Origin of the sequence: Xanthomonas sp. NCPPB 1068, from assembly GCF_041479385.2 — a bacterium.
GTDB classification, from domain to species: domain Bacteria; phylum Pseudomonadota; class Gammaproteobacteria; order Xanthomonadales; family Xanthomonadaceae; genus Xanthomonas; species Xanthomonas cannabis.
The window spans coordinates 3292734-3305540 of sequence record NZ_CM192986.1; the positions used below are offsets into that span (position 1 = coordinate 3292734).

At 65.9% G+C, this 12807-nt stretch carries 6 protein-coding genes; 2 read left to right on the forward strand and 4 right to left on the reverse strand.

The features are described from left to right. Positions 1–92: 92 nt before the first annotated feature. The 4 genes from ACCQ12_RS14035 to ACCQ12_RS14050 form a co-directional block, all read right to left on the reverse strand. Entirely contained in the window at positions 93–3587 is a 3495-nt protein-coding gene (locus ACCQ12_RS14035) for a hybrid sensor histidine kinase/response regulator (protein ID WP_372382000.1), read from the reverse strand. Positions 3588–3961: 374 nt separating this feature from the next. Beyond that, entirely contained in the window at positions 3962–7579 is a 3618-nt protein-coding gene (locus tag ACCQ12_RS14040; RefSeq protein ID WP_372382001.1) for a hybrid sensor histidine kinase/response regulator, read from the reverse strand. A 64-nt stretch (positions 7580–7643) separates the two neighbouring features. Continuing rightward, positions 7644–7859 carry a hypothetical protein gene (locus ACCQ12_RS14045; RefSeq protein ID WP_158255438.1) on the reverse strand — a complete coding sequence of 72 codons (216 nt, stop codon included), beginning with the start codon at positions 7857–7859 and terminating at the stop codon, positions 7644–7646. A gap of 78 nt (positions 7860–7937) precedes the next feature. Next, positions 7938–11492, reverse strand: coding sequence for a hybrid sensor histidine kinase/response regulator (locus ACCQ12_RS14050; RefSeq protein ID WP_372382002.1), 3555 nt, complete (start codon positions 11490–11492; stop codon positions 7938–7940). Positions 11493–11588: 96 nt separating this feature from the next. On the opposite strand from ACCQ12_RS14050, the gene ACCQ12_RS14055 reads away from it, so the two are divergent. Both ACCQ12_RS14055 and ACCQ12_RS14060 read left to right on the forward strand, forming a co-directional pair. Next, a complete protein-coding gene (locus tag ACCQ12_RS14055) occupies positions 11589–12245 on the forward strand; it encodes a YceI family protein (protein WP_123137285.1) in 657 nt (218 codons plus the stop codon). After that, positions 12242–12805: a cytochrome b gene (locus ACCQ12_RS14060; protein ID WP_166749065.1), complete on the forward strand. Its 564-nt coding sequence runs from the start codon at positions 12242–12244 to the stop codon at positions 12803–12805. The genes ACCQ12_RS14055 and ACCQ12_RS14060 overlap by 4 nt, the downstream gene beginning before the upstream one ends. The last annotated feature ends 2 nt before the right edge of the window (positions 12806–12807 follow it).

A 12807-nucleotide genomic window follows, 5' to 3' on the forward strand; every position in this document is an offset into this window, starting at 1 on the left:
GCTCGCCCATCGCTCGCCACCCATGGCCCATCACCCATCAACAGGACGCTGCCGTGCTGCATCACCGCCGTTGTCAATCGTTGAGCGGCCAACTAGATCTCGTCGCGCGTACGCACACGCCGCAGCGCCTCGGCAATGGTGTCGGCGAGCAAGTCGCCAGTCAGCGGCTTGCGCAGGAAACTGTCGAAGCCGGCCTCCCTGGCCGCGGGTTCGGCCGCCTCATCCGAACGCGCGGTCACCGCAATCAACGGCATCTCGTAACCGAACACGCGCAGTTGCTGCGCCAGGGCGAAGCCGTCCAATCCGGGCAGATCCAGATCTAGCAGGGCCAGGTCGAAGGCGTTGTCCGCGGCCTCGGTGAGCGCGGCCAGGCCATGCGGTGCGTGCACCACCGAATGCCCCTGCGAGCGCAGCAAGCCGACGATGACCTCGGCGATGGTCAGGTCGTCCTCCACCAGCAGGATGCGTTGTGGCGGGACCAGTGCACTGGCACGCGTCACCTCGCCGCTCAGTGTGGCATTGGAGGCCACCCAGCGCAGCGGCAGGTCGACCACGAAGCGGGTGCCCAGCCCAAGACGGCTGATCACCTCGATATGCCCGCCCATCGCCAGCGCCAGTTCCTGGCAGATCGCCAGGCCCAGGCCACTGCCGCCATAGCGCGAGGTGGTCTTGGCACCATCGCCCTGTTCGAAGCGCTGGAACAGACGCGCCTTCTGGTCGGCATTGATGCCGGGGCCGGTGTCGGCCACTTCGAAGCGCAAGCCTTGGTACGAGCCCAACGTGGTCAGCTTGAGCCCTACCACGCCGCGCTCGGTGAACTTGATCGCGTTGTTGAGCAGGTTGAGCAGGATCTGCCGGATGCGGGTGGGGTCGCCGCTGGCGGTGATGTCGCCCAGCAAACCCACTTCCAGGCTGAAACGCAGTCCGCGCTCCTGCGCCAGCGGTGCCATCAGGCCTTCGACCTCGGCAACCAGCTGGCGTACCGAGAACGGCTGCAAATCCAGCTCCAGCCGCCCGGATTCGATGCGTGCCAGATCCAGCGCGTCGTTGACCAGCCGCAGCAGGTGCGCGCCGGCACGGCGGATGGATTCGGTGTAGCTGCGTTGCTTGGTATCCAGCGTGGTCTTGAGCAGCAATTCGCTCATGCCCAGCACGCCGGTCATCGGCGTGCGCACTTCGTGGCCCAGTGTCGCGAGAAAACGCGTCTTGGCCAGCGACGCCTGCTCGGCCAGTTCCTGCTTGTGCACCGCCAATTGCCACGCGTTCAAGCGGCGCAGGCGACGGCGGTAGAGCAGCACCGATGCGATCACAATGCTGAGCGCGAGCAGGCCAAACAGGGTCATGCCCCAGGGCGACCACCACCACGCCGGCAACACCTGAAACCGCAGCTGCTGGCTTTCCGACCAGATGCCGTCGGCGGTACGCCCCTGCACTTCCAGTGTGTAGTGTCCGGCGGGCAGGCGCGAAAACAGGCGCTCGCCGCTGGAGCCGACATCGATCCAGTCCGGGTCGTAGCCGCTCAAGCGAAAGCGGTAGCTGGTGGACTCGGGATTGGTGAAGGTGGGCATGCGCGCGACGATGTGCAGGTCGCGGTCGCCGTCCTGCATCTGCAGCGGCGTGGTGCCGGTGACATCCAGGCTGCGTTCGCCACGCCGCAGGCCCACACGTTCGATCAGCAGCTGCGGCCGGCGTACGTTCGGCCGCATCGTGGACGGATCGAACACCACGACCCCATCGGAGGTGCCACCCAGTATCTGCCCGGTGCGGGCCTGCACCAGCGTGGCGATCTGCATGGGCGAGCTGGGCAGGCCGTCGTGCACGTCGTACACGCGTACCAGCCTGCTGGCAGGGTCGACGCGAATCAGCCCACGGTGACTGGACACCCAGGCCACCCCACCGGCGTCGATCACCATGCCGGTCGGTGCCACCTTCGGGAACTCCTGCTCCCTTCCTGCGGTATCCAGGTGCTTGAGCTGGGCGCCATTCCATAGATACCGCCGCAATTCGCCGGCCAGCCCCACCCAGACGATGCCGCCATCTCCCAGGCGGAACACATACGTTGGCAGGGCAGCCGCGCCGGGCACCGCAACGAAGCGGTCCGCCTTCGGGTCCCAGCGCCACAGGCCGGCCTTGTTGCTCAGCCAGACCTGTCCATCGGGCCCGATCCGCATGTCCAGCACGGTCAGCGCCTTCAGCCCATGGGTTCCGTAGTCGATCGTCCTGAGCAGTTGCCCCGCGTCGCTCCACTGCTGGATGCCCTGCGTCATCAGCGCCACCCAGATGCGTCCCTGTGCATCTTCGACCATCTTGCCCGGCCTGCCCGCATTGTCGGGGTCGACCGTGGGATCGATATCCTGCAGCAGCGGCCAACGCTTGACCTGACGCGTGCGCGGGTCGTAGCGCATCAGGCTTTCCTGTACGCCGATCCAGACCATCCCCTGCCTGCTTTCGAAGACGGTATCGGGGACGCGCGTTGGATCGATCTTGGCCACATGCCGCGTCACCTTTCCGCTCAGCGGATCGAAGTACTCCAGCACGCCTCGCGTCCCCGCCATCCAGACACCGCCCGACGCCGAAGGCGCCATCGCAGCGATCGACGGATTGGAGAGCGACTGCGGATCATCCTCATGATGCGAGAACACCGCGAAGGTGTCCCACCGCGGCGGCAGATGCCACAGCCCGCCCTCGAGGCTGGCAAACCACAGCCCCCCTTCCCGGTCCTGATAGGAGGCGATCCAGTTCCGGTTGACCAGCCCGTGCGCCGAGGCACTGTAGATCGGCACTTTTTTGATGGGCGCGTCGCCACTGCTGATGCCCAGACCAGCACTGGTGTCCAACCAGTAACGCCCGCGCGTGTCGCGCAGCAAGACACCTCTTACCTGCGGCCCGGTGGCAGCGATCTGCCACGGACGCGATGTGGCGTGCGTGGCGGTGTCCAGCCGGAACGTGTTGCCCAGCAGATCGGCGACCCATAGCACCCTTCCGCCCGATTCCAGGTAGATCCTGTTGACGGACTGGTCCGCGACCGGGAGCGGCACGCGCTGCATGCGTTCGCCGTCCCACCGCACGAGTCCGCCCCAGGTGCCGATCCATAGCGTGTCGGACGCAACCTCCAAATTGACGATGCTGTCGGACGGCAAGCTGTTGGGATCGGCACCGGTGGCGGCAAAATGCTGCATGCGCCCGTCCGCCCGATAGCGGTACACCCCCTGCTTGCCGGTCCCGATCCAGAGGTCGCCGTTCGGTGTCTGCGCCAATGCCCACACCATGGCATCGCGCAGTTCCGGAAACTGCGGATCTTCCAGCCGCTTGAAGGTGCGTGTGGTTGCTTCCAGGAAGCCGACGCCGCCATCCTCGAAGCCCATCCACACCCGGTCCCTGGCATCCACATGGACGGCCCAGACCACGTTGCTGGGCAGGCCATCTTCCATTCGCCAGATGCGGTAATTGCGGCCATCGAATCTGGCCAACCCGTCATCGCTGGCTAGCCACAGATAGCCTTGCTTGTCCTCGGCGAAGTCATTGACCGTGTCGGACGGCAGCCCGTCGGCAACCGTCAACTGCACGGGCGCCGGTGTAGCCGGCATGCGCGCCTGTGCCGGAAGCACAATCAGCCACAGGCACAAGCAAAGCGCAGCATGCAGCCGATAGGCGAAGCGGGATGAGAGGCGCACCGGAAGAGTTTCACGACAAGTCGGCGCATAGTGGGGGCCACGCGCGGTACGGGCAAGCCCGCGCATGCGCGTGTGCGACTCATCCCTCTGTTTCGGGGCGGCACGCACAGGGCTGACCGCTGCCCTTGGTCAGTGCTGCAACGCTCCGCAGCCAGGCGTGCAAGGCGACTGCTGCCTGAACAGGGCCGATGCCTGGCGAAATAATCGCCACATCGCATCGATGCTAAACCGTCGTGTCACTCACTCACCCCGCCGCAGGCTTCCCGCAGCGCTGTCGTGCGGGTGGACTAGCGGGCGCCATCGTACGGCCGCGCCTTTCGCAACGCGTCTGCAATGGTGTCGGCCAGCATGTCGCCGGTCAGCGGCTTGCGCAGGAAACTCTCGAACCCGGCCTCCCTGGCCGCAGGTTCGGCCGCCTCGTCCGAGCGCGCGGTCACCGCGATCAACGGCATCTGGTAACCGAACACGCGCAGTTGCCGCGCCAGTGCAAACCCGTCCAATCCGGGCAGATCCAGATCCAGCAGCGCCAGGTCGAAGGTGTTGTCCGCGGCCTCGGTGAGCGCGGCCAGGCTATGCGGTGCATGCACCACCGAATGCCCCTGCGAGCGCAGCAGACCAACGATGACCTCGGCAATCGTGGGGTCGTCTTCCACCAGCAGGATGCGCTGCGGGGCGACCGCAGCGCTGGCGCGCGGCACTTCGCCGCCCAGCGATGCATTGGAGGCTACCCAGCGCAGTGGCAGGTCCACGACGAATCGCGTGCCAGACCCGAGCCGGCTGATCACTTCGATATGCCCGCCCATCGCCAGCGCCAGTTCCTGGCAGATCGCCAGGCCCAGGCCACTGCCGCCATAGCGCGAGGTGGTCTTGGCACCATCGCCCTGCTCGAAGCGCTGGAACAGACGCGCCTTCTGGTCGGCATTGATGCCGGGGCCGGTGTCGGCCACTTCGAAGCGCAAGCCCTGGTACGAGCCCAACGTGGTCAGCTTGAGTCCCACCACACCGCGCTCGGTGAACTTGATCGCGTTGTTGAGCAGGTTGAGCAGGATCTGCCGGATGCGGGTCGGGTCGCCGCTGGCGGTGATGTCGCCCAGCAAGCCCACTTCCAGACTGAAACGCAGCCCGCGCTCCTGCGCCAGCGGTGCCATCAGGCCTTCGACCTCGGCAACCAGCTGGCGTACCGAGAACGGCTGCAAATCCAGCTCCAGCCGCCCCGATTCGATGCGTGCCAGATCCAGCGCGTCGTTGACCAACCGCAGCAGGTGCGCGCCGGCACGGCGGATGGATTCGGTGTAGCTGCGTTGCTTGGTATCCAGCGTGGTCTTGAGCAGCAATTCGCTCATACCCAGCACGCCGGTCATCGGCGTGCGCACTTCGTGGCCCAGTGTGGCCAGAAAACGCGTCTTGGCCAGCGATGCCTGCTCGGCCAGTTCCTGCTTGTGCACCGCCAATTGCCACGCGTTCAAGCGGCGCAGGCGACGGCGGTAGAGCAACACCGCGGCGGCGATGATGCAGAGCAGCAGCAACCCCAGCGCGGTCAGACCCCAGGGTGACAGCCACCACGGCGGCATGACGCGGAAGCGCAGCGTCTGACTTTCCGACCAGATGCCATCGGCGGTGCGTCCCTGCACTTCCAGCGTGTAGTCCCCGGCGGGCAGGCGTGAGAACAGGCGCTCACCGCTGGGACCGACGTCGATCCAGTCCGGGTCGTAGCCGCTGAGGCGGAAGCGGTAGCTATTGGATTCTGAATCGGCAAAGCTCAGCAGGCGCGCCACGATATGCAGGTCGCGATCGCCGTCCTGCACCAGCAACGGCTGGACATGACTGACATCCAGCCCGCTCTCGCCGCGTCGCAGCCCTACCCGCTCGATCACCAGCGGAACGCGGTGCTCGTTGGGCTTGAGCTCGCGGGGATCGAAGATCACCAACCCGTCGGGGGTGGCACCGACAATCATGCCCTTGGAAGATTGCACCAGCGAACGCGCCACGAACTGCGGGTTGGGCAACCCGTCATGCACGCCGAAGACGCGCACGCCACGTGTGGCCGGATCGACGCGGATCAGGCCACGCATGCTCGACAACCAGGCCACTCCGTCGGCATCGATCACCAGACCTTGCGGTGCCAGTGCCGGAAACTGCTGCTCGGCACCGACCGTATCCAGGTGCTGCAGGCGGCCGTCCTTCCACAGGTAACGCTGCAGCTTGCCCAGGCCGGCCAGCCAGGCGACCCCACTGTCGCTGAAGCGAAAGGTAAAGATCTGCTCTTCAGGCGCACCGACGATCGCCTCGAAGCGGTCGCTGGCCGCATTCCAGCGCTGCAGGCCCCGGCTTCCGGCCAGCCACAGCACGCCGTCGGGGCCGTTCTGCAGATCGTGCACCACCACGTCGTAGTCCAGGCCATGGCTGCCGCGCCGCAATTGACGCAGCACGCGTCCCTCCTCGTCGCGTTCCTGCAGCCCGGTCGTGGTGCGCACCCAGATGTGTCCATCGGCGGTCTGCTGCAGCGCTTCCATCGCTGCATCCGGTGTTTCATCCTCGTCGTCGCCCTGCGATTGCTCGTCGGCCATCTTCCAGCGCCGCAGCGCGCCGCTGGACGGGTCGTACCGGACCAGTTCTCCAAAATGGCCAACCCAGACCCGGCCCTTGCGATCTTCGAGCACGCTGTAGGACCAGCTGCTCACTCCCAAGGTTGGCAACACGCGCTCCATCTTGCCCACCGCAGGATCGACCCGCTCGAGCACGCCGGAGGTTCCTACCAGCCAGAACCGCCCATCGCTGGATTTGGCTGCGGCCTGGATAGCCAGGTTGCCGCCATGGTTGCCGTCTTCCTTGGAATTGAACACCACCGCGAATCGGCGCCAGTTCGAGGGTAAATGCCAGAGCCCGCCGTTGGGACTGGCGAACCACACGCCGCCTTCGCGATCCTGATAGGCCGACTCCCAGTTGGGACGGATGCGACCATGCGCCGCCAGGCTGTACAACGGCACGTTGCTCACCTCCTCGCCGATGGCGTGGCCAAGCCCATCCATGGTGTCGAGCCAGTAACTGCCGTCGTGGTCACGCAGCAGCAGGCCGAGCACCGGAAATTTGGCGGACACCTTCCACTGATGCGAATGCAGGGAGCCCTCGGCGTCGCGTCGAAACAGCTGGTCGTCACCGGTTCCTATCCACACGCTGCCGTCGGTGTCGGCAGTGAGCCGGGTGATGATCTGCGACGTGCCGCGCGGAACCGCCTGCCGCTCGAAATCCGTGCCGGTCCAGTGCGCAGCGCCGTCAGCGGTTCCCACCCACAGCACGCCGCGGGTGTCGACCTCGAGCCGGTAGATGGCGTTGTCGGGCAAGCTGCGTGGATCGTCGGCGCGATGCACGAAGTGGTCCAGCGCCCCGTCCGGCCGCAGCCGATACAACCCGTTGCTTTCAGTTCCGAACCAGATGCTGCCGTCGTCGGTGGACTTGATGTTCCAGATCGCTGCGCCGCGCAGTGCGGGGTAGCGCGTGCCGTCGTAGAAGGTGAACCGGTGCCGCGACGGGTCCAGCATGGCCAGGCCCGCCATCCCGGTGCCGACCCAGACGCGGTTGTGCCTGTCGACGTGCACCGCCCACACCTGGTTGTCGCGCAGCCCATCTTCGATTCGCCAGATGCGGAAGTTGCGGCCGTCATAGCGCGCCAGTCCATCGCTGCTGGCCAGCCACAAATAGCCGTTGGCATCCTCGTCGAAGCCATACACCACGTTGGATGGCAGACCGTCGGCCACCGTCAATTGACGCGGCTGCGGCAATACCGGGACACCGCCCAATGCACGTACCGGCCATGCGCACACCGCCACCAGGCACAACAGCAGCATGCATCGCGTCATCAGCGAGGCCGGCAGCACGCGACAGGGAAGGCAGTTGGGGGGCGACATGCGGTTGTTGTTTCCTTTGGGCCCATAGTGCGGACAGCGCACCATGCTGGCAACACGCGACCGGCTAGATGTACGGTCGCGATGCAGGGCCCCGCATGGCCCGCGTTGGGGCCCCTTGCCGGTCCTGCGTCAGCGCCAGCACCATGCGCGACGGCAGCCCCTCGGCCGGACCGAACCGGCGCATGCGTGGCGTCTCGATCTGGGTCACCGCCGCCGCGTCCATGCCGATCAACAGCACCATCGCCGCAAGCACGAACAGCACTCCCTTCTTCATCGTCATCCCTGTCCCGGCCATTCGCACGGTTGCGCGCACTCCCGCGCCGGACTGCACTGTACCTGCTCTGCCGCCTCTGGCGGTCTAACCGCGAGTGTCGCCGCCCTGCGCATCCTCGGCGTCGGCGAGCGCGCGCGCCAATGCCGTGGCCAGCAACTCACCGGTCACCGGCTTGCGCAGGAAGCCATTGCACCCGGCCGCCATCGCCTGCGGCTCCGCATCGGCATCGGCACGCGCGGTGACGGCCACGATCGGAAAGCGCACTCCGCGCGCGCGCAACTGCGCCACCAGCGCCGCGCCATCGATGCCAGGCAGGTCCAGGTCGCACACGCCGGCGTCGAAGCTGCGGGTGCTCACCTCGGCCAACGCGGCCAGACCGTGCAGCACATGGGTCACCTGGTGCCCGCGCGTCTGCAGCAGGCCGATCATCACCTGCGCCACGGTCGGGTCGTCTTCGACCAGCAGCAGGTGCAACGGTGCCTGCTCGCTGGCCGGCACCGCACGTGCCGCCGCTGCCGCCACCGGCAATGCGGCCACCCAACGCAGTGGCAGCTCCACCACGAAACACGCGCCCTGCCCCAGTTCGCTGCTGACGCTCACCGCACCGCCCATGGCCGCCGCCAACTCACGGCAGATCGCCAAGCCCAACCCGCTGCCGCCGTGCCGGGCCAGGGTCAATGCGCCTTCGGCCTGCTCGAATCGCTGAAACAGCCGCCCGCGCTGCTCCGCGCTCATGCCAGGGCCGGTGTCGCGCACCTCGACCCGAATTCCCTGGCCAGGACTGTGCGGCACCGCCAGCACGCGCAGGCGCACGCTGCCACGCTCGGTGAATTTGACCGCGTTGAACAACAGGTTGAGCAGGATCTGCTGCACCCGGCTGGCATCGCCGTGCAGGGCCGGCGGCAGCGCGTCGTCTAGGTCGCACTCGAACGCCAGCTGCTTCTGCTCGGCACTGGGGCGCACCAGCTCCACCACCTGCCGGATCAACTGCCGCAGATCGAAATCGCGGTAATCCAGCGGCAGCTTGCCGGCCTCGATGCGGGCCAGGTCCAGGGCATCGTTGACCAATCGCAGCAGATGCTTGCCAGCGGACTGGATCGCCCCGGCATAGCCCTGCTGGCGCGCGTCCAGCGGCGTCTGCAAGAGCAGCTCGCTCATCCCCAGCACCCCGGTCATCGGGGTGCGGACCTCGTGGCCCAAGGTGGCCAGGAACCGCGTCTTGGCCAGCGAGGCCTGCTCGGCCAGCTCGCGCTTGTGCTGCGCCAGCTGCCATTGCGCGCGCATGCGCACGCGATGCCGATAGGCCGCGGCCAGCAGCGCACCGAGCAACAAACCCAGCATGCAGATCAACGCAATGCCCACCTCGCTGCGCCACCAGGGCGGCAACACCGTAAACCGCAGCGATTGCACCTGCGAAGCATTGCCGAGCGGATCGATTCCCTGCATCTCCAGATCGTAGTTGCCCGGCGGCAATGATGAGAACTCGCGCATGCCCGCAGCGCCAAGCTCAACCCACTCGGTGTCGAAGCCCTGCAGCCGGGTGCGGTAGTGATTTGCCATCGGATCGACGAACGACAACAGCCTTAGGTTAATGCGCAACTGACGATCGTCTGGCGCCAGCGAGAAGCCACCACCGATCGGCAACGCACGACGTCTGTCGGCCTGCAAGACGCTTACTGCCTCCAGACGCATCTGCGGCGTGAACGAGGGAATGTCAGGCGCCTTGGTATCGATCAACAAGGTAAACCCGTCCGCGGTCCCACCGACCAGGACACCGTCATTGGACATCAACAAACAGCGACGACTGAACTCCTGGCTCGTCAGTCCATCGCGCGCACCGAAACTGCGAATCTTGGCGCGTGCCGTTCGCGGATCGATACGCCACAGGCCACGCGCGCCGGCCAGCCACACGCGACCGTACATATCCAGTTCAAGACCATACGCGTCCATGGCCGGAAAGCCTTCGGCAGCAGGTATGCGACGGACCCGTGTCCAGCTTCCGCCACGAAGCTCCCAGTGCTCGATGCTTCCCGGGATGTAAAGCCAGACGTGATTCTGATCCTGGACGACAAAGCGCTGAATGAAATCGCTATCCAGTCCTGGCAGCCGCGTAAATCGATGGCTTCTCGTGTCCCAGGCACGGAGTCCGCCACTTCCGCTGATCCAGACGCGTCCATCGGGCCCGGTGCCGATCTGGTAATGAACCGCCTCCTGCAGACCATGCAGATCCGTTTGAGAAATGGTCTCCAGAACACGCCCTGTTGCCAGGTCACGCCGCTGTATCACCTGCTCGAAAGCGGCCCAGATAGAGCCGTCACCGGGCTCTCCAAGCCAGAGCACAGCCTCGCCTGGCCCATCGCTGCTGAAATGGGTCAGCTCGCCGCTGGTCAGGTCCAGTCGCGACAACGCATGGCGCCCGTTACCGAGCCATAGCTGTCCGCGGCTGTCTTCCAGCGCTGATGAAACCTCCATATCGCCCAGGTCATCATGCTGGATACCGGTCTGTATCAGTGCACCGGACGAGGTGTCGTAACGCAGCAGCCGCCCGTTTTTATCGAACTGCCACAGCCCGCCAGAACGATTGGCTGGCGCAAGACTGCAACTGATCCCCTTGCCTTGATCGTTCACCTGCTTGAAGACTGCCGTACGACGCCAATCTTCACGCAGGTAGGCAAGGCCGCGACCATGCAACGGCACCCAGATGCCACCATGCGGACTGCGCCAGATGGTGGCGACATGTCGATTGGATACCAACGGGTCGTCGCCGTTGTTCACCGGCATCGGTGGATGACCGGGTCGGGTATGCCAAAGCCCCTGCTCGGTGCCCAGCCAGAATTCGCCATCCCCTGCATCGGCCACGGTCCAGACACGGTTGCCCGTCGCAAACATCGATGCCCAGCTCGGCGTATGCCAAGCGCTGGAGGCATCCATATAGCGCAATCCCGAATCCATGGAGGCCCACAGTCGTTGCCCGACCCACTGCAGTGCATTGATACCGCTGGCATCCCCATCTGGCCAAACGCGGTGCACCGCCTGCCCGTCGTGATACGCCAGACCGGCGAGCGTGCCGATCCACATGCGTTCACGTTCGTCCAGCGTCAGGGCATAGACCGGACTGGGCTCCAGCGGATGGTCCATCTTCGACAGATCGAGCGAGCTGAAATTTCCCTTGGCATCCAGCCGCAAGACGTTGCCGGTCGACATGCCAAGCCAGATCTCATCCCCCCGCCCGGCGATGGCGTAGATGTCCCCCTGCGACAGTGCAGGCACGTCGTCAGGCAGATAGGCGGTCAGCTTGCTGCGGTCGGCGCTCAACATCGCCAGCCCGGCGCCGGCCAGCGCCAGCCAGATACGGTCCTGATCGTCGATATACATCGCTTGCAGAACATTGCTCCGCAGCGAATAACGGTCGGTCGGATTGTTGCGCCATACCTTGAAGTCGGCGCCGTCATAGCGCACCAGCCCATCGGAGGTCGTCATCCACAGATAGCCGGCACGGTCTTGTGCAATTGCGGTAATCATGGTCGAGGGCAGGCCCTCGGCGGCACCCACGATCCGGAAACGTGGGATAGCCGGAACTCCCGCAAGCACCGGGAACGCCGTCAGCAGCAAGACCAGCACCAGCAACACACCACGCATGCAGGAATCCCTTCCTCGTCCAGCCGGCATGCTCGCAATGGATCGTTGCAAGCGCAAGCCGCGCGCGTGCCGCCGGGATGTGTCTAGAATCCGCCCATGACGCCTCTTGCCCGCCTGCTGCTCCTTCCCGCCCTGGCATTGACCAGCCTGGCCGCTACCGCCGCGCCGGTGCGTTATGCACTGGACCCCGTGCACACCCGGGTGCTGTTCGCGGTCGAACATGCCGGGTTTTCCAAGGCGTTGGGCACCGTGTCCGGTAGTAGCGGCACGCTGGTGTTCGACCCCGAAGACTGGGCGTCGGCGCGGCTGGACGTCACTGTGCCGCTGCAGCGCGCCGACCTGGGCGATGCCAAATGGAACCAGGCCACCCTGGCACGCAACCTACTCGATGCCGAGCGGTTCCCCGACGCGCATTTCGTCTCCACGCACGTGGAAACCAGCGGCGAGAACCGTGCCAGGGTCACCGGCAACCTGACCTTGCGCGGCGTCACCCGCCCCGTGACCCTGGACGTCACCCTCAATGCGCTCAAACGCCACCCGCTGCCACCGTTCCGCCGCACCGCCGGTTTCTCGGCCACGGCCACGCTGAGCCGTGCGGCGTTCGGCGTGGATGCGTGGAAATCGATGATCGGCGACACGGTCGAACTGCGCATCGAAGCCGAAGCCGTCCGCGAAGGCCGCGCCGACGATGACGCGGCCCCACCGCCAGCCACCTCCCCAGCACCGCCCGCCAGCCAGGAATCCGGCACATGAGCCTGAAGAACATCGAACGCTGGGGCGGCATCAGCCAGACCCTGCACTGGTTGATCGCAGGTCTGATCCTGGTCCTGGGCATCGTTGGCCTGAGCATGGGCGAGCTGCCCAAGACACCGAAATATTTCTGGGTCTACACCGCGCACAAGTCGCTCGGACTGACCGTGCTGGCACTGGTGATCGTACGGCTGGGCTGGCGGCTCCATGCGGGGGCGCCGCCACCGGTGGCAGGCACGCCGCGCTGGCAGGAGCGCATCGCCGGGCTGACCCACTGGCTGCTGTACGCCATGATCTTCGCCCTGCCGCTGTCCGGCTGGCTATACGACTCCAGCAGCGGCCTGCGTCCGTTCCGGTGGTTCGGCCTGTTCCCGGTGCCCAAGCTCAGCGCGCCGGACGAGCAACTACGCGCCACCTCCCACGCCATCCACGAGTGGGGCTTCTGGCTGCTGATTGCCGTGGTGCTGGCGCACGCCGGCGCTGCGCTGTACCACCATCTGTTCCAGCGTGATGCCACCCTGTCGCGGATGCTGCCGCGCGGTTGGCTCTCCCCCAAATCCTGAGG